Here is a 22,109-nt window from a genome sequence, read left to right on the forward strand (position 1 = left end):
CCTGTGGGTCATCAAGATGACTCACAGGCATCACCCTCATCGTGGTGTCCGCCGTCCGCCCCTCGGCTCGACCGAGGACCTTGACACACGGCCTAACCCGCGCCGCGCGCCTGCTCGCGCCGCGCGCCTGCTCGCGCTCGATCCATGAAGTAGTGGCCTCCCCGAACGGGAAGGCAACTACTTCCATGAACAAGCACGATCATCCCGCTTCCATCCCCGAGCTCGCCGGTGATCAAGAGGTTTGCGTCAATCCGAGCCCGGATTCTGACGCAGACCTCTTGATCAACCGGGATGAACGCCGGGGACGCCGGGGAGCGCCCGGGGAGCGCCGGCGGGGGTCAGCGCAGGCGGGTGGCGCCGGGGGCGGGGAGGACCGGGACCGTGGTGGGGGCGGTGTAGTTGCGCTCGGCGTAGGCGGCCCGGACGGCGTCGGACACCGCGTCGGCGCGGTCGTTCTCCACCAGGGCGAGGACGCAGCCGCCGAACCCGCCGCCGGTCATCCGTGCCCCCAGCGCGCCGGCCGACAGCGCCGCCTCGACAGCTGTGTCGATCTCCGGCACGGTGATCTCGAAGTCGTCGCGCATCGAGACGTGCGAGGCGGTGAGCAGCGGGCCGATGTCCCGCACCCGGCCGGCGCGCAGCAGCGCGACGGTGTCCAGCACGCGCTGGTCCTCGGTGACCACGTGCCGGACCCGGCGTCGGGTCTCGGTGTCGTCGAGCCGGGCCAGGGCGGCGTCGAGTTGGTCGACGGTCACGTCGCGCAGCGCCGGAACGCCCAGCGCCTCGGCGGCAGCTTCGCAGGATCGGCGGCGGGCCGCGTACTCGCCGTCGGCGTGCCGGTGCGGCGCGCGGCTGTCGATGACCAGCACGGCAAGCCCGGCGGCGTCCAGGTCGAACGGGATGTGTTCGACCGACTCGTCGCGGCAGTCGAGGAAGAGCGCGTGGCCGACGCGGCAGCGGATCACGGCGGACTGGTCCATGATGCCGGTCGGCGCACCCACGTAGACGTTCTCCGCCCGCTGCGCCAGCCGGGGCAGTCGCTCGGCGGGCAGCTCCAGCCCCGCCAGGTCGAGCAGGGCGGCGAGCACGGCCGACTCGATCGCGGCCGACGAGGAGAGCCCGGAACCCAGCGGCACGTCGGAGGCGATGGCCAGCCGGGCGCCGGGCACCGCGTGGCCGGCGTCGCGCAGCGCCCAGACCACCCCGGCCACGTACGCGCCCCAACCGGTCACCCGGCCGGGCTCGGCCACGTCGTCGGCGTCGAAGTCGATCGTCTCGCCGGAGAGCTCGGACCAGGCCGTCCAGCGCTCGTCGTCCCGCCGGTCGGCGGCGACCACGGTACGCATGGGCAGCGCGAAGGGCAGCACGAACCCGTCGTTGTAGTCGGTGTGCTCGCCGATCAGGTTGACCCGACCGGGTGCGGCCCAGAGACCGGCGGCCGGAGCGTCGTACTGATCGGTGAAGCCGACGGTGGCCCGCTCGACGACGTCACCGGTGGGGCCGGTCATCGTGCCTCCTCTGCTCGCGACTGCGGGGCTCGCAAACCCGGCTCACTCCTCGCGCTCACGACTGCTCCAGGACGTGCGCGCGGTAGAAGGCCCAGGCGTCGCCGACCATGTCGTGCAGCGTGGGCTTGCGGGGCACCCAACCCAGCTCGTCGCGGACCAGCGCGGAGGAGGCGACCAGCTCGGCGGGGTCGCCCTCGCGGCGCGGCGCCACCTCGACCGGAAGCTGGTGACCGGTCACCTCGCGGACCACGTCGACCACCTGGCGGTTGGTGAAGCCGGTTCCGTTGCCGAGGTTGTAGATGCGGTGCTGACCCGCGGTCGCGGCGTCCAGTGCCAGCAGGTGTGCGCGGGCGAGGTCGGCGACGTGGATGTAGTCGCGCACGCAGGTGCCGTCCACGGTGGGGTAGTCGTCGCCGAAGAGTTGGAGCTTCTCGCGCCGACCAGCGGCGACATCGAGGGCGATCGGGATGAGGTGCGTCTCCGGGTCGTGACGTTCGCCGAGTGCGACGTCGCCGTCGAGGTGCGCGCCGGCGACGTTGAAGTAGCGCAGCGAGACGGCGGCCAGCCCGTGCGCGTCGGCTTCGGACGTGAGCGCCATGTCGACGGCGAGCTTGGTGGCGCCGTACGTGTTGGTGGGCGCCTTGACCGCGGTCTCCGTGATCGGCAGCTCGGTGGGGTTGCCGTAGACGGCGGCGGTGGAGGAGAAGACCATCCGGGGCACCCCGGCCGCGCGGACCGCGTCGATCAGGGCGAGCGTGCCGACGGTGTTGTTCTGCCAGTACAGCTCGGGCTTCACCATCGACTCGCCGGCGGCGATGAGGGCGGCGAAGTGCAGCACTCCGTCGAAGCCGGCGTCGGGGGTGAGGACCTGGGCGGCGTCGTGGATGGACGCCTCGACGTGGGTCGCGTCCGGTGCGAGTGCCGCACGGTGACCGGTGCGCAGGTCGTCCAGGACGACGACCTGGTGGCCGGCGTCGAGCAGCATCCGGGTCACCACGCTGCCGATGAAGCCGGCACCCCCGGTGACGAGCAGTTTCACGTCGTTGCCTCCTGCCTGGCCCGCCGGGACGTGGCCCTTGGTGATCACCCTACGGCGGCGATGGAAAGCAGTGTGGATCGCGCCGCCCACCATTCCATCATAATCTCTCATGTTTAAACAGAGCCGCACATGTCCCGGTGACTGCGTGTGATCTCCCGTGTGGCGGGCGCACGGTGTCTACCATCTCTGTCATGCGGGAAGCGGCCCGTTCCGGGCTCCGGCGACGCGTGCGGGGAGCGTCCCGCCGCGACCCCGGGCCGCTTGCCCGAGCCGTCGCCCGGATGCTCGTCCGTACCGCCGACGGTGCCAGCCGCCTCGTCACCAATCTGCTCGGCACCGGTCCGGCGGCCGGCCGGGAGCGCATCTCCGAGGCCGAGCTGCGGGATCTGGTCGCGGCCAACACGGTGCTCGACCCGGACGAGCGGCGGATCATCGACGAGGTGCTGGTGGCGGGAGCGAGCCTCGTCCGCGAGGTGATGATGCCCCGCACCGAGGTGGTCTTCCTGCCGGCCCGGCTGACCATCGCCGAGGCCGCCCGGCTGGTGCGGGCCGAGACGCACACCCGCTACCCGGTCACCGACGGCACCCATGACGACGTGGTCGGGTTCGTGCACCTGCGGGACGTGCTGCTGCGTCCGGACGCCGACCCCTGTTGCACCGTCGGCGAGCTGACCCGCGAGGTCAAGCAGGTGCCCGGGAGCAAGCGGGTCCTGGCCGCGCTCACCGAGATGCGTCGGGAGGGCCACCACCTGGCGGTGGTGATCGACGAGTACGGCGGGACCGCCGGCATCGTCACCCTGGAGGACCTCATCGAGGAACTCGTCGGGGAGATCCACGACGAGTACGACGCGACACCCGACTCGGGGCACGCCGGCCTGCCCGCGGTGGTCGACGGCCGACGCAACCTCGCCGACTTCGCCGAGCGGACCGGGGTGGTGCTGCCCGCCGGGCCGTACGAGACGGTCGGCGGGTACGTGATGGCGGTGCTGGGTCGGTTGCCGTTGGCCGGGGACGAGGTTCCGGTACCCGCCGAGCCGTCCGACGGCGGGAGCGGAGATCCGGCGGCCCCGGCCGTCGGTTGGTTGCTGCGGGTGCTGGCCCTGGACGGACGCCGGGTCGCCCGGCTCGCGGTGACGGCGGTGCGGGTGCCGGAACAGCGACGTGACCCCGCCACCGGCCTTCTGCGCGAGGCGGACGGGAGCGCCGCGGGGCAGCAGCGCGCCGTCCCCGTGGGGTCGGGTCGACGGGTGGGTACGGCCGGGCGACGCGAGGTCAGCGCCCCGACACCGGCGGGCCGGGGCCGACGCGCCGGCCCGTCATGACGGCTCCGCTCGCTTGCTGACAGAATTATCGTCATGCCCGACGTTCCCGAGCGACCCCGCGTCTTCTCCGGCATCCAGCCGACGGCCGACTCGTTCCACCTCGGCAACTACCTGGGAGCCGTGCGGCACTGGGTGGCCCTGCAGGACACCCACGACGCGTTCTACTGCGTGGTGGACCTGCACGCGATCACCGCCGGTCACGACCCCGCGGTGCTGCGTCAACGGACCAGGGTGGCGGCCGCCCAGCTCTTCGCGGTCGGTATCGACCCCGACCGCAGCACCCTGTTCGTGCAGTCGCAGGTGCCCGAGCACCCGCAGTTGGCCTGGGTGCTCGGCTGCATCACCGGCTTCGGCGAGGCCAGCCGGATGACCCAGTTCAAGGACAAGTCGCAGAAGCAGGGCAACGAGCGGGCCAGCGTCGGGCTGTTCACCTACCCGGTCCTGCAGGCCGCCGACATCCTGCTCTACCAGGCCAACGCGGTGCCGGTCGGCGAGGACCAGCGCCAACACCTGGAACTGTCCCGCGACCTCGCCCAGCGCTTCAACTCGCTGTTCGGCGCGACGTTCACCGTGCCCGCGCCGCACATCGTGAAGGACACCGCGAAGATCACCGACCTGCAGGACCCGACGGCGAAGATGTCCAAGTCGTCGTCCTCGCCGGCGGGCATCATCGACCTGCTGGAGGACCCGGCCCGGTCCGCCAAGAAGATCCGCTCCGCGGTGACCGACACCGGTCGGGAGATCGTCTTCGACGCCGAGACCAAGCCGGGCGTGTCCAACCTGCTGACCATCTACTCGGCACTCAGCGGGCGTGGCATCGACGACCTCGTGTCGGCGTTCGCCGGTCGCGGCTACGGCGACCTCAAGAAGGAGTTGGCCGAGGTGGTGGCGGAGTTCGTCCGTCCGATCCAGGAGCGCACGCGTACGTACCTCGACGACCCGGCCCAGCTGGACAAGCTGCTGGCCGCCGGCGCGGAGAAGGCCCGGTCCGTAGCCGGCGCGACCCTGCGGTCCGCGTACGAGCGGATCGGCTTCTTCCCGCCGGTGCGCGGCGAATAACGCTGCGGGGACAGGTGGGCGAGTCGGTGGCCGACGTGGTGGCACGGGGTGTGGATCGCAGTGGCGGGGTGCCGTCGACCGGCGACACCGTGCAGATCGGCATCGCGGTGGACATCCCGGAGCCGTGGGGGGCGCAACTCACCCGGCGACGGGTCGAGGCGGGTGATCCCCTCGCGGTGCCCGCGCACGTGACGCTGCTCGGTCCGACCGAGATCCCGACCGACGTGCTGCCTGGCGTCGAGCGGCACCTGGCCGCAGTGGCCGCCGCGCATCTGCCGTTCACGCTGCACCTGCGGGGCACGGGCACGTTCCGGCCGGTGACGCAGGTGGTGTTCGTGGCGGTGGCCGCCGGCATCAGCGAATGCGAGCTGCTGGCCGCGGCCATCGCGTCCGCGCCGGGACTGCACCGCCAGACCCGCTTCCCGTACCATCCGCACGTCACCGTGGCCCAGGACGTCGCTCCGGAGGCGTTGGACAAGGTGTACGAGGATCTGGCCGACTTCTCCGCGATGTTCGAGGTCGACGGGTTCACCCTGTTCTCGCACAGTGGGCAGACCCGGTGGCAGCCGCGCCGGGACTTCCGCCTCGGCGACTGACGTTCGGCGACGCGCCGGGCGGCGAGCGGTCTTGTACTGGTTGCCGGGACGGCGGCGGGAGATCGGCGAGGATGATCGCGTGAACGTGATCGGCCGGATCGAGGCGGGCGTCGACCGCTGGGTGAGTGCCGCGCGCAGCCGGTCGAACCTGTTCGACCACGTGTGGCGTGCCGGGGCGCTCTACGCCGAGGTGTTGGCCGGGCGGCTCGCCGCAGCGATCGCCTACTACGGCTTCTTCGCCGTCTTCGCTCTCGCTCTTGTCGCGTACTCCATCTTCGGCGCCATCCTGGAGGACAACGACGAGGTCAGCGAGGCGGCGGCCGGGTTCCTGAAGGAGAACCTGCCGTTCCTGGACGCGCAGCAGATCGCCAACTCCAGCGGCACGGTCGGGGTGGTCGGCCTGGTCATCCTGGTGTTCACCGGCATCGGCTGGGTGGAGGCCATCCGCTCCTCCCAGCGGCTCATGTACGCGCTCAACCAGCAGCCCGGCAACCTCGTCGTCCGGCGGCTTGTCGACCTGGGTGTGATGATCGGCGTCTTCGTGCTGCTCGGCCTCTCGGTGGCGGCGGTGGACGCGTTGGAATCACTGCTGCGCTTCCTGCTGCGCAGCACCGGGTCGGTCGGCCTGACCACCATCAGTGCCGTCCTCAGTGTGCTGGTCAACGCGGTCCTCGCCACCGCGCTGCTGCTCGCGGTGCCCCGACTGCGGATGAGCCGGTCCCGGTTACGTCCGGTGGTGCTGCTGGTGGCGGTCGGCATCACGCTGCTCAACACGGTGGGGCGGTACTACGTGGTGCGTACCGAGCGGAATCCGGCGTACACCGTGGTGGCCGGCGCGGTCGGTCTGCTGCTCTACCTCTATCTGTTGAACCAACTGGTGCTGTTCGGGGCGGCGCTGCTCGCGACCAGCCGGAGCGGACGCGTGGTGGACCTGGCCGAGGGCGCTCCGGCGGTGGATGTGGACGAGAACACCGATCCCGGTGCTCCGGGGGGTGCGGGATGACGGCGGAGATGCCCGACGTGCTGATCACGGTCGACCAGGACTCGCCGGTGCCCCCGTACGAGCAGGTGCGCGTGCAGCTCGCCGAGTTGGTCGGCGACGGCCGGTTGCCGGTGGGTAGTCGCCTGCCCACCGTTCGGCAGCTCGCCGCCGACCTGCGCCTGGCCGCGAACACGGTGGCGCGGGCGTACCGGGAGCTGGAGGCGGCCGGGCTGCTGGAGACCAGGGGACGCAACGGCACCTTCGTCGCCCCCGGCCGGGACGACGCCGTCGACCGGCTGCACCGGGTCGCCGTCGAGTACGCCGCCGAGGCGCGGCGGTTGGGCGTACCCCCTGACCGCGCTGTCGCTCTCGTCCGCGCCGCCGTCGACGCCACCCGGCAGGACTGAGCCGAGGACGACGAAGCCCGCGCTGAACGGGTGCCGATCGGACGCCGGACGGGCGGTAACTGAACAGAACGGCACCGGCGCTCACGTTCGCGGACCATGATGAGCCCGTGGGCGCACTCATGACACTGGACCTACCGGCCGACTCGCCGATGCTCGGCCTGCCGTGGATCATCACCTTCGGGCCGCTCGGGGACCTGGACGAGTGGGAGCCGGTGGTGTGCGGGCCGTACGAACGGCCGCACGCGCTGGCGTTGGCCGAGGCGGTGGTGGCCGAGGAGCAGTTGATGGCCGTCGTGGAACCGCTGCTGCCGGCGCTGTCGGCCGACGAGATCCGCAGCGAGATCGCCGCCGCGCAGGTGGCCGCCGAGGACGAGGCCCGGCAGGTCGAGGGGGCTGACCTGTACGGCGACTTCGAGGACGTGATCGACGAGGAGTTGGACGCCGCAGCCGACGAGGCGGGTCACGGCGAACCCGCCGAACCGCCGAACGAGGCCGAGGTGCGCGCTGGCTTCACCCGGATCGCGGCGCTGCTCACCGCCAAGTGACGCGGGCGGCAGACGAACACCGGCGCCGCGCGGAGTTCGCTCCGCGTGACGCCGGTGCACCTCACCCCCCACCACAAGGGGCCGGCAGCCCAGTCGCCCGTTGGCGCGGGGCACGACGGACGACCAGGTCGGGATTGGGTTACCCGCTCAGCGCCGTTCCAACCAGGTGACCGGGTCGACCGGCAGCGGGTGATCGGTGCGCGGCGCGCGCTCGCCGGCTCGGCGCGACACGCCGCCGGCGCCGGTGAGAGTCAGGCGGACCTGGCGTACGGAAGACGTACGGCCGCCGGGGCGACCGCCGTGGAGCCGCGTACGACCAGCTCGGGGCGGAACAGGTACTCCGAGTGCGGGGCGCCGTGCCCGTTGATCTCGTCCACCAGTGCCCGGACCGCGGCTACCGCCATCGCGGTGACCGGTTGCCGCACGGTGGTCAGCGGTGGGTCGGTGAAGGCCATCAGCAGCGAGTCGTCGTAGCCGACCACGGAGAGGTCGCCCGGCACGGTCAGGCCGCGCTGTTGGGCCGCCCGCACCGCGCCGAGCGCCATGAGGTCGGAGCCACAGACCAGGTTGGTGACACCACGGTCGAGCAGCCGGCCGGCCGCCGCCTCGCCACCTTCCACACCGAACAGCGTCAGCTCGGCCAGCGGGCCGAGATCGGCCTCGGCGACGCCGGCCAGCCGGGTCATCGCCGCTCGCCAGCCGGCGACCCTGCGCCGCACCGGCACGAAGCGGTCCGGGCCGGTGATCAGGCCGATCCGTCGGTGCCCGAGCGCGACGAGGTGGGCCACCGCCAGGTCGGCGGCCTCCCGGTCGTCGCAGGAGACGAAGGGGGCGGCGACGTCGGGGACGTACCCGTTGATCATTACGACCGGAAGCGGCCGGGCGATGAGCGCCCGGTAGCGGTCGTGGTTGGCGGCGGTGTCGGCGTGCAGGCCGGAGGCGAAGACGATCCCGGAGACCTGCCGGTCCAGCAGCATCTCCACGTACTCGTCCTCGGTCACGCCGCCGGCGGTCTGGGTGCAGAGCACCGGGGTGAACCCGCTCTGCGCCAGCGTCGACTCGATGACCTGCGCGAACGCCGGGAAGATCGGGTTGTCCAGCTCCGGCACCACCAGGCCGACCAGGCCGGCGCTGCGCTTGCGCAGTCGCGCCGGTCGCTCGTAGCCGAGCACGTCGAGGGCGGTGAGAACCGCCTGCCGGGTCTCCGCCGCCACGCCGGGGCGGTCGTTGAGCACCCGCGACACCGTGGCCTCGCTGACTTCGGCCTGCTGGGCGATGTCGGACAGTCGAGCGCGCATGGCGGCACTGTGCCCACCGGCAAGTTCTTGCGGAGCGCCCTGCAAGCCCTTCCGTTGTCTGCAACCTCTTGCTTCGGCGGTGCGCGGGGTCGTTCGACCCGTGCCGGACGGTAGAGCCTGGACCGCGGAACCGGCGACCCCACTACTACAAAATGTCGTTGATAGGGGAGGATGAGTGACGTGGAAGCACTCCGACTCATCCTCCTCTACGTCCACCTGATCGGCTTCGCTCTGCTGCTCGGTGGTTCGATTGCCCAGTACGTCAGCGGGAAACTGCGGATCAACGCCGCCATGCTCTGGGGTGCCGTGATCCAGTTGCTGACCGGGCTCGGGCTCTCCGCGCCCCTGCGCGGCGGCGGCGACGCCGAGCCGGACCCGGCAAAACTTGTGACGAAGTTGGTGATCGCGCTGCTGATCTTCGTCATGGTCTTCTTCTCCCGGAAGCGGGACGTGGTCAATCGCGGTCACTTCCTCGCGATTGTCGGCCTGACCCTGGTCAACGCGGCAGTGGCGGTCTTTTGGCGGTAGCGTCCGAAGAGGTGACCGCTTGCCGGAAACCGGACATCCACGACGCCTCGGCGCTCGGTTAGCAGCACGAAGAGTGATGTGCCCCACGCAAGGGTTACACCCGGGTAACAGGCGCTCAACAGTCGTGCACGATTGTCGGCCGGTGGGTGGGCGCGGGCGTACGCTCCCGTCCGTAACGTGGGACAGCCGGCGGCACACCCGCAGGTCGGCTGATGGGCTGCCACCGCACTAGGCGCGGTGTGCAATGGGAAGGAGACGTCTTGCGCTCGGTGCGTGGGATGCGGATCGCCTCGATCTTCGCGGTAGGTGGGCTCGTGCTCAGCGCCGCCGCGTGTGGCGAGGCCCCCGATGATGACAAGAACGCCGGCAGTGGCGCCAAGAAGTACAGCGCCTGCATGGTGACCGACGTCGGCGGCATCGACGACAAGTCGTTCAACACCTCGGCCTGGAAGGGCCTGCAGGCGGCCAAGGCCGCCAACGACAACATCGACATCAAGTACGTCGCGTCGAAGGCGCAGGCGGACTACGAGCCGAACCTGACGCAGTTCGTCAACCAGAAGTGCGACTTCATCCTGGCGGTCGGCGGCCTGATGGCCGAGTCCACCTCGAAGATCGCCAAGGCGAACCCGAACCAGCAGTTCGGCATCGTCGACGCCAAGCCGGGTGACGCCAACGTCTACCCGATGCAGTTTGACACCGCCCAGGCCGCGTTCCAGGCCGGCTACCTCGCCGCCGGCATGAGCAAGAGCGGCAAGGTCGGCACCTACGGCGGCCTGCCGATCCCGCCGGTGACGATCTTCATGGACGGCTTCGTCGACGGTGTGAAGTACTACAACACCACCAAGGGCAAGAACGTCCAGGCGCTGGGCTGGAACAAGGAGACCCAGAAGGGCTCCTTCACCAACGCCTTCGACAAGCAGGACGAGGGCAAGAAGGTCTCCGACGCGCTGGTCGCCCAGGGTGCGGACATCATCATGCCGGTCGCCGGCGGCGCCGGCCTCGGCACCACCTCGGCGGCCAAGGCCTCCGGCGGCAAGTACAGCACCATCTGGGTGGACGTCGACGGCTGCGAGAGCACGCCGGACTGCGCCGCGATCGTCACGACGGTCGTCAAGAACATCCCGGAGGCCGTCAAGGAGGCCGTGCTCAAGGCGGCCGGTGGCGAGAAGCTGCAGGCCGAGCCGGGCTTCGTCGGCACCCTGGCCAACACCGGTGTCTCGATCGCCCCGTACCACGACTTCGACGGCAAGGTCCCGGCCGAGCTGAAGACCGAGGTCGAGAAGATCAAGGCGGACATCGCCGCCGGCACCATCACCGTCACCTCGAAGGCCCAGCCGACCAAGTGACGTCGGCCCGGCCTCCCCGGTGAGATCATCGGAGGGGTCGGTGGGGGACAGGTACGACCGATCGGCCGCTTCGGCCCCGTGGGTGACCGCGTGGGTCGGAGCGGCCGATCGCGCACCGCGTCGGCCAGGCCGCTCCGGGCCGGTCGACGGCAGCTAGGCTGCACCATCGCTCGCACTCCAGGAGGTTGCGCTGAGACTCGAACTGCGCGGCATCACCAAGCGGTTCGGTGATCTGGTCGCCAACGACCACATCGATCTGACGGTGGAGCCTGGAGAGATCCACGCCCTGCTCGGCGAGAACGGCGCGGGCAAGTCGACCCTGATGAACGTGCTCTACGGGCTATACCAGCCCGACGAGGGCGAGATCCTGGTCGACGGCACGCCGCTGAAGCTGAAGGGCCCGTCCGATGCCATCGGGGCTGGAATCGGCATGGTGCACCAGCACTTCATGCTGGTGCCGGTCTTCACCGTGGCCGAGAACATCATGCTCGGGGCCGAGCAGGTCCGGGGCGGCATCGCCGGCTTCCTGGACCGGCGACGGGCCCGGCGCGAGGTCACCGAGGTGTCCGAGCGCTACAACCTGCGGGTCGACCCGGACGCGGTGATCGAGGACCTGCCGGTCGGCATCCAGCAACGTGTGGAGATCGTCAAGGCGCTCACCCGCGACGTGGACCTGCTCATCCTGGACGAGCCGACCGCCGTGCTCACGCCGCAGGAGACCGAGGAGCTGTTGACGGTCATGCGGTCGCTGAAGGCGGCCGGCAAGTCGATCGTCTTCATCACCCACAAGCTGGGCGAGGTCAAGGCGATCGCCGACCGGATCACGGTGATCCGGCGCGGTAGGACGGTCGGCACGGCCTCGCCGGAGACCAGCCGGGACGAGCTGGCCGCGCTGATGGTCGGCCGCAGCGTGCGGCTCACGGTCGACAAGTCGACGGCCACGCCGGGCGAGCCGGTGCTGGAGGTTGCCGGGCTGGTCGTCGACGACGACCGGCAGGTCCGGGCTGTCGACGGCGTGGACCTGACCGTGCGCGCGGGTGAGGTGCTCGGCGTGGCGGGCGTGCAGGGCAACGGCCAGACGGAGCTGATCGAGGCGATCATGGGCCTGCGTCCGGTGCTCGCCGGCACGGTCAGCCTGGGCGGTGACCAGATCAACGGGTGGACGACCAAGAGAGTCCTCCGCGCCGGCGTCGGCTACGTGCCCGAGGACCGCAGCGTGGACGGCCTGGTCAAGGAGTTCAGCGTCGCCGAGAACCTGGTGCTGGACATCTACGACCGGCCACCGTTCGGCACCGGGCTCGCCCTCAAGCCGGACGCCATCGCGTCCTCGGCCCGCGAGCGGATCGAGCAGTTCGACGTCCGCACCTCATCGGCGGACGCGGCGGTGGGCACCCTCTCCGGCGGCAACCAGCAGAAGGTGATCGTGGCACGGGAGCTGTCCCGGCCGCTGAAGCTCTTCATCGCCGCCCAACCCACCCGTGGCGTGGACGTCGGGTCGATCGAGTTCATCCACAGCCAGATCATCCACGAGCGAGACATCGGCACGGCCGTCATGGTGGTGTCCAGTGAGCTTGACGAGGTGGTCGGGCTGGCCGACCGGATCGCGGTCATGTACCGCGGACGGATCATCGGCATCGTCGACTCGGACACCCCGCGTGAGGAGATCGGTCTGCTGATGGCCGGCATCCGCCCGGACGCGGCCGGCACAGCCGACGGGGGTCCGGCGTCTGCCGACAGCCCCGCGAGCGAGGACGAGGCATGACCACCAACCCCAATCCGCAGTCGGGCTCCCCGGACAAGGAGCCGGCGAGCGAGGCGCAGGCGGCGCAGAACGCCCTCGGCAACACCGAGCGGGCCGGCACCACCACCACCACGGAGAAGACGCCGGAGCCGAAGCCCTCCCTGGGCCGGCTCTTCCTGGACAACCTCTGGGCGGCCAACACCTTCACGGTGACCCTGTTGTCGCTGGTGCTGGCGATCGTCGTCGGCGCGGTGCTGATGGTCGTCTCCGACCCGGACGTGCTGCACACCTACACCTACATCACCGCCCGCCCCTCGGACGCGTTCAGTTCGAGCTGGACGTTGGTGAGCGAGGCGTACGCCAACCTGTTCAAGGGCTCGATCTTCGACCCCGAGGCGTTCTCCGGGTGGGTGAACGGCAGCAACGGCTGGCAGGCCGTACTCGCGCCGATCTCCGAGACGCTGACGTACGCCGCGCCCCTGGTCTTCACCGGCCTGGCGGTGGCGCTGGCCTTCCGCGGTGGCCTGTTCAACATCGGCGCGCAGGGTCAGGCCACCATCGGCGTGATCCTGGCCGCGCTGGCCGGCTTCCTGCTGCCGCTGCCGCCCGGTCTGCACCTGCTCGTGGCGGTGCTCGCCGGCGCGCTGGGCGGGGCGATCTGGGGCTTCATCCCGGGCATCCTCAAGGCTCGTGCCGGTGCCCACGAGGTGATCAACACGATCATGCTCAACTACGTCGCCACGTACTTCCTGACCTGGCTCATCGTGCAGAACGGCGTGCAGGACCCGACGCGGACCGACGCGATCAGCAAGGGGGTGGACACGTCCGCCCAACTGCCCCGACTGCTCGGTGACAACCTGCGGGTGCACGCGGGCATCCTGCTCGCCGTGCTGGCCACCTGGGCGGTCGCCTGGCTGCTCAACCGGTCCACGCTCGGCTTCGAGCTGCGCGCGGTCGGCGCCAACCCGGACGCCGCGCGGACGGCCGGCATCAGCGTCACCCGGACGTACATCCTGATCATGGTCTTCTCCGGGGTCCTGGCCGGGCTCGGCGGTTCGAACATGGTGCTCGGCTCCACCGCCAGCGCCCTGACGCCGCTGGTGGTGGCCCAGATCGGCTTCGACGGCATCCTGGTGGCGCTGCTGGGCCGGGTGAAGCCGTGGGGGGTGCTGCTCGCCGCGCTGCTGTTCGGCGCGCTCCAGGCCGGCGGCAACCGGATGCAGTCGTACTCCGGCATCTCGCTGGAGCTGGTGACCGTGCTCCAGGCGCTGATCGTCATCTTCATCGCCGCACCCGCCCTGGTGAAGGCGATCTTCCAGCTCCGGGCCGCACGGGCCGCCCGGTTGCAGACGAGCCTGGCGAAGGGCTGGTAACCGATGTCCACCATGGCTGTCCCCGACGTCGCGGTCGGAGTCGACGAGGGTTTCTGGACCCGGACCCGCAAGGTCGGCCTCACGCTGACGGCGCTCGGCCTGCTGGCGGCGGTGCTGTTCGGAGCGCTCGCCACCGGCCAGCAGGCCCGTTTCACGCTCAGCGACGACGCGGCCGGCGCCGCGCTGGAGATCAACGGCACGATCGGCGCGATCCTGTTCGGGATCATCACGATCGCCGCCGGCGCGGCTCTGCTCGCCGGCGTGCCGAAGCGCTGGTTCCTGCCGGTGCTCGGCGTCGGGCTGGTCGCCTTCGTGCTCTCCTTCCTCTGCTGGCAGGTCTCCGCCGCGCCGACCGGGCAGAACTTCATGCCGCTGGTCAACATCATCCGAGGCACGTTCATCCTGGCTCTGCCGCTGATCTTCGGTGCGCTCGCCGGCGTGCTCTGTGAACGCTCGGGCGTGGTCAACGTGGCCATCGAGGGGCAGTTGCTGATGGGTGCGTTCAGCGGCGCACTGTTCGGCAGCATCTCCGGCAACGTCTGGGTGGGTCTGGTCGCCGCCGCCATCGGTGGCGCGCTCATCTCGCTGCTGCTGGCCGTCTTCGCCATCCGCTACCTGGTGGATCAGGTCGTCATGGGCATCGTGCTGAACCTGCTGGCGGTCGGTGTCACCGGCTTCCTCTACGAGCGGCTGATGCAGACCGACGCGGAGAAGTACAACAGCGCGCCGCGCTTCAGCAACTGGGAGATCCCGCTCCTCAAGGACATCCCGGTGCTCGGGCCGGCGCTGTTCCGCGGCAACATCTTCCTCTACCTCGGCCTGTTGCTGGTGCTGGTGATCCACATCGGGCTGTTCCGTACCCGGTGGGGGCTGCGGACCCGGTCGGTGGGCGAGCACCCGATCGCCGCCGACACGCTCGGCGTCAAGGTGCTGCGGGTGCGCTACCGCAACGTGCTGCTGGCCGGCGTGGTCGCCGGTATCGGCGGCGCGTCGTACACGCTGGCGCTCTACTCGTTCACCAAGAACATGATCGGCGGCAAGGGCTTCATCGCGCTGGCCGCGCTGATCTTCGGACGGTGGAACCCGACCGGGGCGCTGCTCGCCGCGCTCTTCTTCGGCTTCGCCGACCAGCTCGCCACCTACCTGGGTGCCATCAACAGCGTGATCCCGAGCCAGTTCCTGGCCATGCTGCCCTACCTGGCGACGATCCTGGCGGTCGCCGGCCTGGTCGGCCGGGTCCGGGCACCGGCGGCGGACGGCAAGCCCTACATCAAGGGCTGACAACACGCGAAGGCGGCGGTCGACCGGGATCCGGTCGACCGCCGCCTTCGCGTGTGCGCTGTCTAGCAGACGGCGGACGCGTTGTCGTCGAAGTTCACGTTCTTGAATGTGCCGGTGCGGTAGTCGAGCACCTGGACGTTGCTCAGGTTCGAGAGGGAATTGCCTCCCGCTACGCCGAGCTCGTACCCCTTGTTGCGGTAGGGGTCGGGGAACTCGTAGGCGAAGACGGCACTACCGCTCTTGTTGATGATGGACGAGGTGTGGTCCACCACCCGGTTGCCGTTGTCGAAAGTGTTGTCGCCGAGGTCGGTGTCGCATCCGTTCACCCGGAAGACGCCGCCACTGAAGTTCGCGCCCTCGAACAGGCAGACCTGGCCCGACTTGCATTGACTCGCGCTGGCCTGGGCGCTCGTGGTTGTGGCTATGGTGACTCCACCGAGGGCCAGTCCGAACGCGGTCAGCGTAGCCCCGACTCGTTTTGCGATTCGCACAACAGATCCCTTCATGATCGTTCGTACGTTTCGCTGCTGAACGATACCTTCACGCTCTTGACAGCCACTTGATGCGGTAATCGTGGCATTCGAGGTGGTCTGTATGCGCCGCGCAGCCCTGCCGACCGGCACCCTGGCCGCGTCTGACCTGCGTTGCTTCGGCAGAATGATGGGATGACCGAGATCGACTGGGTACGACTTCGCGCCGCCGCCACCGAGGCGATGCGGCACGCGTACGCGCCGTACTCGACGTTCCCTGTCGGGGCTGCCGCGCTTGTCGACGACGGTCGCGTGGTGGTCGGCTGCAACGTGGAGAACGCCGCGTACGGGGTGACGCTGTGCGCCGAGTGCGGAGTGGTGTCCAGCCTGCACGCCACCGGTGGCGGTCGCCTCGTCGCGCTCTCCTGCGTCGACGCCACCGGTGAGCCGTTGATGCCGTGCGGCCGGTGCCGGCAACTGCTCTGGGAGAACGGTGGCCCGGAGTGCCTGGTCGAGACGAAGACCCGCCCGCTGCGGATGGCCGAGCTGCTGCCGCACGCCTTCGGCGTGCAGGACCTGGAGGCGGTGACCGGCGAGACTCCGGTACCGGTGGTCCCGGAGCGGCTGGCCGCCTGGCGCGGCCGCGGCACCGTCTTCGTGCACCCGGACATGTCCGCGGGGCAGCAGGTCTGGACGGCGTACTGGGAGCGGTCGGCCGGGGACGACGCGGGCGCCGAGACCGGAGTGCTGGAGGAGGCGCCGAGCTGGGACGACCCCGCCGAGGCGATCACCTGGGGGCTGGCCCGGACACCGCGCGTCGTCGTGGTGGACGAGACGGGCACGATCTTCTGGGCCGGTGAGGGGGAGCCACCGTTGGAGATCCCGGTTCGGTGGGGTTGAGCTTGGGGGCGGGGGCCGCGGGTTGGGATCTGCAACAGACGAGGAAAAATCTTTCATGAGTGGGTTCGCTGCTGTTGACGTTATTCGGGTCAAGCGGGACGGGGGTGTGCTGTCGGACGCGCAGATCGACTGGGTGATGGACGCGTACACCCGGGGGGTCGTCGCCGACGAGCAGATGTCGGCGTTGGCCATGGCGATCCTGCTCAACGGCATGACCGGGGCGGAGATCGCCCGGTGGACCGCCGCGATGATCGCCAGCGGTGAGCGGCTGGACCTCTCGGCGGTACGGCGTCCCACCGTCGACAAGCACTCCACCGGCGGTGTCGGCGACAAGATCACCCTGCCGCTCACGCCGCTGGTTGCCGCCTGCGGTGCCGCCGTTCCGCAGCTCAGCGGGCGCGGTCTCGGGCACACCGGTGGCACGCTGGACAAGCTGGAGTCCATTCCGGGCTGGCGGGCGGGGCTGAGCAACGACGAGTTCATCAGCCAGCTCGGCGAGGTCGGCGCGGTGATCTGCGCGGCCGGTGCGGGGCTCGCTCCCGCCGACCGCAAGCTGTACGCGCTGCGCGACGTGACCGGCACCGTGGAGGCGATCCCGCTGATCGCCAGCTCGATCATGAGCAAGAAGATCGCCGAGGGCACCGGCGCGCTGGTCCTCGACGTCAAGGTCGGCTCGGGCGCCTTCATGAAGTCCGTCGACCAGGCCCGCGAGTTGGCCCGCACGATGGTGGAGCTGGGTGGCGCGCACGGCGTACGGACGGTCGCCCTGCTCACCGACATGTCCACTCCGCTCGGCCTGACCATCGGCAACGCGGTCGAGGTGACCGAGTCGCTCGAGGTGCTGGCCGGAGGCGGGCCCGCCGACGTGGTGGAGCTGACGCTCGCGCTGGCCCGCGAGATGCTCGACGCCGCCGGCCTGCCGGACGTCGACCCCGGGGCGGCCCTGCGCGACGGCCGGGCGATGGACTCCTGGCGGGCGATGATCCGGGCGCAGGGCGGCGACCCGGACGCGCCGATGCCGACCGCCGCCGAGGTCGAGGTGGTCCGGGCCGACGAGGACGGATACGTGGCGGCCGTCGACGCGTACGCCATGGGACTTGCGGCCTGGCGGCTCGGCGCGGGCCGGGCCCGCAAGGAGGACCCGGTGAGCGCGCCGGCCGGTGTGGTGTTGCACAAGCGGCCGGGTGACGCGGTGCGGGCTGGCGACCCTCTCTACGAGCTCCGGGCCGAGGATCCGGCCCGGATTTCGGCGGCCCTGGCGGAGGCAACTCGCGCGGTGCACATTGCACCGAGCGCGCCGACCGTGGGGCCCCTGGTCATCGAGCGGATCGGCTGACCGGGGCGGCGTGGTGCCGGTCACCTGGGAGCGCTATTGTCGCAGGCCAAAGGCGTCGCGTGCAGACAGGAAGTTGCCCCGTGACCGTACCTGCCCCCGACCCTCGCGAGGTGCGTGAGGCGAGCCTGGACGAGCTGTCCCGGCTCGGCCTGCCGCTGCCGCCGGCCCAGTTTCCGCTCGTGTGGGAACCGGGTGACGAGATCGAGTTGCGCCCCCGGCCCGAGATCGAGGCGCGCATCGCCGTGCTGCACCTCATCCTGGCCCGCTGCTTCGGGATGCCTCCGCAGGCCGCGATGAGCTGGCTGCTCGGCTCGCACCTGGTCGAGATGGTCACCCCGCCGGAGTGGCAGTTCGTGATGGGCGGCAAGGGTGACCACCGTTCGTTCGTGCTGCACCACGACGCGCTCTTCGCGCTGACCTGGGTGCTCGGGTTGAGCAAGCAGCTCGACCCGACCCTGTCCGTGGACGAGCGGCTGGTCGAGCGGCTGCCGCACATCGCCGAGGGGGAGACCTTCGGGCTCTGGCAGTCCCGCATCCTCGCCGCGCCGCAGCATCCGGCCGACGCGGCGGCCCTGCTCGATCTGCACTACTGCCTGGACTGGGCGTACCTGGAGACCGAGCGCAGCGGCCGCCCCCTGCCGGGGATGGTGGACGCCAACGCGATCGGGCAGCGGCGCTGGGCGCTGGAATGGGCGGTGATCCTGCGCGGGCCCTACCACGACGAGCCCCCCGGCTGGGAAGAGGTCGACCTCTCGACCTGAGGTCAGCGGGGTCGGTAGGCGTCCAGCCGGACCGCCACGGACACCCGGACCGGCTCGGGCAGCGCGGCCAGCCGGTCGGCGAGCGCCGCCGGGTCGGTGTGCCAGGCACTCGGACCCATCCCGACCAGCGTGCCGATCTCCGGCCGGGTCAGGGCAAGCTCCGCGCGGTGCTCGGTCGAGCTGACCGGCGTGAAGTGACCACCCAGCGAACCGGCCACCCGGTCGGCCTTGTCCGGGTCCACCCGCAGCAGGCGCAGCGCGTCCACCAGCTCGGTGAGGTGGTCGGCGGCGGGAGTCACCACCAGCAGCGTGCCGGCACGGTCGAGCACCCGGTGGAATTCCGGGCCGTTGCGCGGAGCGAACACGTTCAGCAACACGGCCGCAGCGCCGTCGGCCAGTGGTAGTCGCTGCCAGGTGTCAGCGACCGCCGCCGCCGCCCGGGGGTGCGCCCGCGCCGCGCGACGCAGCGCCGGCTTGGAGACGTCCAGGGCCAGACCCACGGCGTCCGGCAGCGCCGCCAGCACCGCGCCGAGGTAGCGGCCCGTGCCCGCGCCGGCGTCCACCACCAGGGGGTACGCGTCAGAGCCCGCCGCCGGCTGTTCGGGCCGTACCCCTGTGGTTGCGTCCTTTGCTCTGCTTCCCTCCACGCGACAGTGCGGTGCGGAAAGTGTTGCGTCGGTGGAAGCAGAGCAAAGGGCGGGCGGAGCGGCGGCGGCCGAGGTGGGGGCGGGCGGAGCGGCGGCGGTCGGCGGCGCGGGAGTCGCGCGCAGGCGCGCGACGGCCTCGGTCGCGGCGGCGGCGAGCGCGGCCGAGATGACGTCGTAGTGCCCGGCGGCCAGGAAGTCGGCGCGTGCGGCGACCATCTCGGCGCTGTCGCCGACGTGTGGCGCCCGACCGGTGAGCAGGTTCACGTAGCCCTGACGCGCGATGTCGAAGGTGTGCCCGCGCGGACAGCGCAGTGCCCGGGCGGTGCCGGCGGTCGTCTCGGCAAGGGTCTCGCCGCAGACCGGGCAGCTCAGCCGGTCGAGGATGCGCGGGTCCACGTCAGGCCTCCGGGCCCCGTCGGGGGCGGGGCGCGCGGCTCTGCGCGAGGTGGTCGACGACCCGGTGCGTGAACGCGCCGAGCGCCTCGACCTCGGCCGGGGTGAGCAGGTCGAGGAAGTGCTGACGGACGGCGGCCACGTGGCCGGGGGCGGCGGCCTCGATGGCGTTCCGACCCGCTCGGGTGAGTACGACGATCGCGCCGCGAGCGTCGTCCGGGCACTCCTCCCGGGCAACGAGGCCGCGCTGCTGCATTCGGGTCAGGTGGTGGGAGAGTCGACTTCGGGACCAGAGCATCCGGTCCGCCAGTTCGCTGAGGCGCAGCCGGCCCTGCGGCGTCTCGGAGAGGTCGGAGAGCACGTCGTAGTCCGGCTCGGACAGGCCGGCGTCCTCGGTCAGCTCCCGGGCCAGTTCCAGGTCGAGCAGGCGACGCATCCGGCGGTAGCCCCGCCAGGCGTGGTCCTGGCGTTCGTCCAGCCACCGGGTCGCTTCCATGCCGTTCAGCCTAGCGTCTTTGTTGACATGTCATCGAATCGCCTCCTACGGTCGATGACACGTCAACCAATAAGCTGTGGGACCTCTTCGGCGCCCGCGGACGAGGCGTGCTCGTCACCCTGCGCCGCGACGGCCGACCCCAACTGTCCAACCTCGACCACCTGGCCGAACCCGCGTTGATCCGCTGCTCCACCACGGGCGACCGGGCGAAGGTGCGCAACCTGCGCCGCGACCCTCGGGCCAGCTTCCACGTGACAACGCCGGACGGCGGCGCGTACGCGGTCGCCGAGGGAACCGTCACCCTCACCGAGCCGGCAGCGGCAACCGACGACGCGGCGGTCGACGAGCTGGTCGAGGTCTACCGGGGAATCCGCGGCGACCACCCGGACTGGGCGGACTACCGCGCCGCGATGGTCGCCGACGGGCGGGTGGTCCTGCGGCTCGCCGTCGACCGTGTCTACGGCTGGCCAGGATGAGCGGGCTGGCGTGGTCGGCCCCAGCAGGCTGACTAGGGTCTGAGCATGGTCGCAACTATCCGGTACGAGGACATCGTCAAGGTCCCGAAGGCGCTGCTGCACGATCACCTCGACGGCGGGCTGCGTCCGGCGACGATCGTCGAGCTGGCGGCGGAGGTGGGGCACGAGCTGCCCACCACCGACCCCGACGCGCTCGGACGCTGGTTCGTGGAGGCCGCCGACTCGGGGTCGCTGGAGCGTTACCTGGAGACGTTCGCGCACACCGTCGCGGTCATGCAGACCGGGCCGGCGCTGCGCCGGGTGGCGCGTGAGTGCGCGCTGGACCTGGCCGCCGACGGGGTCGTCTACGCCGAGGTGCGCTTCGCTCCCGAGCAACACCTGGAACGGGACCTGAGCCTGGACGAGGTGGTCGAGGCCGTGCTGGCCGGGTTCGCCGAGGGAACCGCCCAGGCCGTCGAGGCGGGTCTGACCATCCGGGTGGGCACGCTGCTCACCGCCATGCGGCACGCCGCCCGCTCGCAGGAGATCGCCGAGCTGGCCGTGCGGCACCGCGACGCCGGGGTGGTCGGCTTCGACATCGCCGGCGCCGAGGCGGGGTTCCCGCCCACCCGCCACCTGGACGCCTTCGAATACCTGCAGCGGGAGAACTTCCACTTCACCATCCACGCCGGTGAGGCGTTCGGCCTGCCGTCGATCTGGCAGGCGATCCAGTGGTGCGGTGCGGACCGGCTCGGTCACGGCGTACGGATCGTGGACGACATCACCCCGGACGGCGCGCTCGGTCGGCTGGCCGCGTACGTCCGGGACAAGCGGATTCCGCTGGAACTGTGCCCGTCGTCGAACGTGCAGACCGGTGCGGTGGCCTCGATCGCCGAGCACCCGATCGGTCTGCTGCGGGACCTGCGGTTCCGGGCCACCGTCAACACCGACAACCGGCTGATGAGCGGCACGTCCATGTCCCGGGAGATGTCGCTGCTGGTGGAGACGTTCGGCTACGGCTGGCGCGAGCTGCAGTGGTTCACCATCAACGCGATGAAGAGCGCCTTCATCCCGTTCGACGAGCGACTGCGGATCATCGACGAGGTGATCAAGCCGGCGTACGCCAAGCTGCTGGCCTGACCTCCGTCAGCCGTGCGGGTGGCCGGTCCGGCCGTGGGAGTGGCCTTCCCGGGCGTGGGAGTGGTGGCCGGCGAGCAGGCCGGCCACCCGGCGCAGCACCTCCCGGGCCCGGGCCGCCTCGGCGCCCAGACCCGTCTGGCGGCGCAGCACCGCGGGCTCCGCCCGCAGCAGCGCCACCCCGCGCCGGACCAGCACCCGGGGTGCCTTGCGCTGCTCGGCCAGGTCGCGGGCCAGCCGGCGCAGGAACGTCGCCCCCCGTGGACGACGCAGCGCGTACGCCCCGGCGAGCAGCCCTCGACGGCGACACTCCTGGACGATCTCGGCGGCGAAAATCCCTTCGGCCACGAAAAGTGGCGATCCGTCGACGTCAAATGGCCGGGTGGCTACCCGTCGATCCGCGCCGATCGCATAAACCGGCACATCGGCGCGGCCCTCGCGGGCAAGTCGCGCAATCGTTTCGACGGCGGTCGAGGCGTCCCAGGACTG

The 22,109-nt window shown here is 70.9% G+C and carries 23 protein-coding genes; 16 read left to right on the top strand and 7 right to left on the bottom strand.

The features are described from left to right. Positions 1-338 precede the first annotated feature (338 nt). Complete coding sequence (gene galK / locus ACGFH9_RS07460) at positions 339-1,508, bottom strand: galactokinase (RefSeq protein WP_393216637.1); 1,170 nt, start codon at positions 1,506-1,508, stop codon at positions 339-341. 55 nt (positions 1,509-1,563) lie between these two features. Continuing rightward, a complete protein-coding gene (gene galE, locus ACGFH9_RS07465; protein WP_393217004.1) occupies positions 1,564-2,493 on the bottom strand; it encodes a UDP-glucose 4-epimerase GalE in 930 nt (309 codons plus the stop codon). Positions 2,494-2,828: 335 nt separating this feature from the next. On the opposite strand from galE, the gene ACGFH9_RS07470 reads away from it, so the two are divergent. The 6 genes from ACGFH9_RS07470 (at position 2,829) to ACGFH9_RS07495 (ending at position 7,458) form a co-directional block, all read left to right on the top strand. Then, entirely contained in the window at positions 2,829-3,869 is a 1,041-nt protein-coding gene (locus tag ACGFH9_RS07470; RefSeq protein WP_393217005.1) for a hemolysin family protein, read from the top strand. 33 nt (positions 3,870-3,902) lie between these two features. Then, the gene (trpS, locus tag ACGFH9_RS07475; protein ID WP_393216639.1) at positions 3,903-4,928 is read left to right on the top strand and encodes a tryptophan--tRNA ligase; all 1,026 of its coding nucleotides are present in this window, start codon (positions 3,903-3,905) and stop codon (positions 4,926-4,928) included. Between the two features lie 14 nt (positions 4,929-4,942). Then, positions 4,943-5,524: a 2'-5' RNA ligase family protein gene (locus tag ACGFH9_RS07480; RefSeq protein WP_393216641.1), complete on the top strand. Its 582-nt coding sequence runs from the start codon at positions 4,943-4,945 to the stop codon at positions 5,522-5,524. Between the two features lie 79 nt (positions 5,525-5,603). Next, positions 5,604-6,527 carry a YhjD/YihY/BrkB family envelope integrity protein gene (locus ACGFH9_RS07485; RefSeq protein ID WP_393216643.1) on the top strand — a complete coding sequence of 308 codons (924 nt, stop codon included), beginning with the start codon at positions 5,604-5,606 and terminating at the stop codon, positions 6,525-6,527. Next, positions 6,524-6,913, top strand: a complete 390-nt coding sequence (locus ACGFH9_RS07490) for a GntR family transcriptional regulator (RefSeq protein ID WP_393216645.1) — start codon at positions 6,524-6,526, stop codon at positions 6,911-6,913. The genes ACGFH9_RS07485 and ACGFH9_RS07490 overlap by 4 nt, the downstream gene beginning before the upstream one ends. A 107-nt stretch (positions 6,914-7,020) precedes the next feature. Continuing rightward, entirely contained in the window at positions 7,021-7,458 is a 438-nt protein-coding gene (locus ACGFH9_RS07495; protein ID WP_355246142.1) for a hypothetical protein, read from the top strand. 251 nt (positions 7,459-7,709) lie between these two features. Here the strand turns inward: ACGFH9_RS07495 and ACGFH9_RS07500 are convergent, their stop codons facing one another. Then, positions 7,710-8,756, bottom strand: coding sequence for a LacI family DNA-binding transcriptional regulator (locus ACGFH9_RS07500; protein WP_393216647.1), 1,047 nt, complete (start codon positions 8,754-8,756; stop codon positions 7,710-7,712). 180 nt (positions 8,757-8,936) lie between these two features. On the opposite strand from ACGFH9_RS07500, the gene ACGFH9_RS07505 reads away from it, so the two are divergent. The 5 genes from ACGFH9_RS07505 to ACGFH9_RS07525 all read left to right on the top strand — a co-directional run bounded on the left by ACGFH9_RS07505 (position 8,937) and on the right by ACGFH9_RS07525 (position 15,025). After that, entirely contained in the window at positions 8,937-9,284 is a 348-nt protein-coding gene (locus ACGFH9_RS07505) for a hypothetical protein (RefSeq protein ID WP_355246136.1), read from the top strand. A 278-nt stretch (positions 9,285-9,562) separates the two neighbouring features. Beyond that, complete coding sequence (locus tag ACGFH9_RS07510) at positions 9,563-10,630, top strand: BMP family ABC transporter substrate-binding protein (protein ID WP_355246199.1); 1,068 nt, start codon at positions 9,563-9,565, stop codon at positions 10,628-10,630. A gap of 250 nt (positions 10,631-10,880) precedes the next feature. Continuing rightward, entirely contained in the window at positions 10,881-12,392 is a 1,512-nt protein-coding gene (locus ACGFH9_RS07515) for an ABC transporter ATP-binding protein (protein WP_393217006.1), read from the top strand. After that, entirely contained in the window at positions 12,389-13,744 is a 1,356-nt protein-coding gene (locus tag ACGFH9_RS07520) for an ABC transporter permease (RefSeq protein ID WP_393216649.1), read from the top strand. Before ACGFH9_RS07515 ends, ACGFH9_RS07520 begins: the two co-directional genes overlap by 4 nt. A 3-nt stretch (positions 13,745-13,747) precedes the next feature. Further along, on the top strand, positions 13,748-15,025 hold the full coding sequence (locus ACGFH9_RS07525; RefSeq protein ID WP_355625507.1) for an ABC transporter permease: 1,278 nt from the start codon (positions 13,748-13,750) through the stop codon (positions 15,023-15,025). Positions 15,026-15,087: 62 nt separating this feature from the next. On the opposite strand, the gene ACGFH9_RS07530 is transcribed toward ACGFH9_RS07525, so the two are convergent. Then, entirely contained in the window at positions 15,088-15,516 is a 429-nt protein-coding gene (locus tag ACGFH9_RS07530) for a peptidase inhibitor family I36 protein (protein ID WP_393216651.1), read from the bottom strand. Between the two features lie 174 nt (positions 15,517-15,690). Here ACGFH9_RS07530 and ACGFH9_RS07535 point away from each other — a divergent pair, with 174 nt between their 5' ends. From ACGFH9_RS07535 to ACGFH9_RS07545, 3 genes are all read left to right on the top strand, one after another. Further along, a complete protein-coding gene (locus ACGFH9_RS07535; RefSeq protein ID WP_393216653.1) occupies positions 15,691-16,395 on the top strand; it encodes a cytidine deaminase in 705 nt (234 codons plus the stop codon). A gap of 55 nt (positions 16,396-16,450) precedes the next feature. Next, complete coding sequence (locus tag ACGFH9_RS07540; RefSeq protein WP_393216655.1) at positions 16,451-17,731, top strand: thymidine phosphorylase; 1,281 nt, start codon at positions 16,451-16,453, stop codon at positions 17,729-17,731. A gap of 80 nt (positions 17,732-17,811) precedes the next feature. Next, positions 17,812-18,492: a DUF4272 domain-containing protein gene (locus ACGFH9_RS07545; RefSeq protein WP_393216657.1), complete on the top strand. Its 681-nt coding sequence runs from the start codon at positions 17,812-17,814 to the stop codon at positions 18,490-18,492. Positions 18,493-18,494: 2 nt separating this feature from the next. Here ACGFH9_RS07545 and ACGFH9_RS07550 read toward each other — a convergent pair whose 3' ends face one another. Then, positions 18,495-19,535: a putative RNA methyltransferase gene (locus ACGFH9_RS07550; RefSeq protein WP_393216659.1), complete on the bottom strand. Its 1,041-nt coding sequence runs from the start codon at positions 19,533-19,535 to the stop codon at positions 18,495-18,497. A 1-nt stretch (position 19,536) separates the two neighbouring features. Further along, positions 19,537-20,028 (bottom strand): MarR family transcriptional regulator, encoded by a 492-nt coding sequence (locus tag ACGFH9_RS07555; RefSeq protein WP_355246113.1) that lies wholly within the window; start codon positions 20,026-20,028, stop codon positions 19,537-19,539. A 32-nt stretch (positions 20,029-20,060) separates the two neighbouring features. Between ACGFH9_RS07555 and ACGFH9_RS07560 the strand changes: the two genes are divergently transcribed. Both ACGFH9_RS07560 and ACGFH9_RS07565 read left to right on the top strand, forming a co-directional pair. Further along, positions 20,061-20,504 carry a PPOX class F420-dependent oxidoreductase gene (locus ACGFH9_RS07560; RefSeq protein ID WP_393217007.1) on the top strand — a complete coding sequence of 148 codons (444 nt, stop codon included), beginning with the start codon at positions 20,061-20,063 and terminating at the stop codon, positions 20,502-20,504. A gap of 45 nt (positions 20,505-20,549) precedes the next feature. Next, positions 20,550-21,623 (top strand): adenosine deaminase, encoded by a 1,074-nt coding sequence (locus tag ACGFH9_RS07565; protein ID WP_393216661.1) that lies wholly within the window; start codon positions 20,550-20,552, stop codon positions 21,621-21,623. Between the two features lie 6 nt (positions 21,624-21,629). Here the strand turns inward: ACGFH9_RS07565 and ACGFH9_RS07570 are convergent, their stop codons facing one another. Beyond that, positions 21,630-21,968 carry a hypothetical protein gene (locus ACGFH9_RS07570; RefSeq protein WP_355246104.1) on the bottom strand — a complete coding sequence of 113 codons (339 nt, stop codon included), beginning with the start codon at positions 21,966-21,968 and terminating at the stop codon, positions 21,630-21,632. Positions 21,969-22,109 lie beyond the last annotated feature (141 nt).

This window comes from Micromonospora sp. NPDC049102 (genome assembly GCF_043197485.1).
In the GTDB taxonomy this organism is placed as follows: Bacteria; Actinomycetota; Actinomycetes; order Mycobacteriales; family Micromonosporaceae; genus Micromonospora.

Bases quoted from the DNA above. Each gene is read 5' to 3' on its own strand.
- galK (WP_393216637.1), bottom strand. From the start codon at position 1,508: ATGACCGGCCCCACCGGTGACGTCGTCGAGCGGGCCACCGTCGGCTTC.
- galE (WP_393217004.1), bottom strand. From the start codon at position 2,493: ATGCTGCTCGACGCCGGCCACCAGGTCGTCGTCCTGGACGACCTGCGC.
- ACGFH9_RS07470 (WP_393217005.1), top strand. From the start codon at position 2,829: ATGCTCGTCCGTACCGCCGACGGTGCCAGCCGCCTCGTCACCAATCTG.
- trpS (WP_393216639.1), top strand. From the start codon at position 3,903: ATGCCCGACGTTCCCGAGCGACCCCGCGTCTTCTCCGGCATCCAGCCG.
- ACGFH9_RS07490 (WP_393216645.1), top strand. From the start codon at position 6,524: ATGACGGCGGAGATGCCCGACGTGCTGATCACGGTCGACCAGGACTCG.
- ACGFH9_RS07500 (WP_393216647.1), bottom strand. From the start codon at position 8,756: ATGCGCGCTCGACTGTCCGACATCGCCCAGCAGGCCGAAGTCAGCGAG.
- ACGFH9_RS07510 (WP_355246199.1), top strand. From the start codon at position 9,563: ATGCGGATCGCCTCGATCTTCGCGGTAGGTGGGCTCGTGCTCAGCGCC.
- ACGFH9_RS07520 (WP_393216649.1), top strand. From the start codon at position 12,389: ATGACCACCAACCCCAATCCGCAGTCGGGCTCCCCGGACAAGGAGCCG.
- ACGFH9_RS07525 (WP_355625507.1), top strand. From the start codon at position 13,748: ATGTCCACCATGGCTGTCCCCGACGTCGCGGTCGGAGTCGACGAGGGT.
- ACGFH9_RS07535 (WP_393216653.1), top strand. From the start codon at position 15,691: ATGACCGAGATCGACTGGGTACGACTTCGCGCCGCCGCCACCGAGGCG.
- ACGFH9_RS07540 (WP_393216655.1), top strand. From the start codon at position 16,451: ATGAGTGGGTTCGCTGCTGTTGACGTTATTCGGGTCAAGCGGGACGGG.
- ACGFH9_RS07555 (WP_355246113.1), bottom strand. From the start codon at position 20,028: ATGGAAGCGACCCGGTGGCTGGACGAACGCCAGGACCACGCCTGGCGG.
- ACGFH9_RS07565 (WP_393216661.1), top strand. From the start codon at position 20,550: ATGGTCGCAACTATCCGGTACGAGGACATCGTCAAGGTCCCGAAGGCG.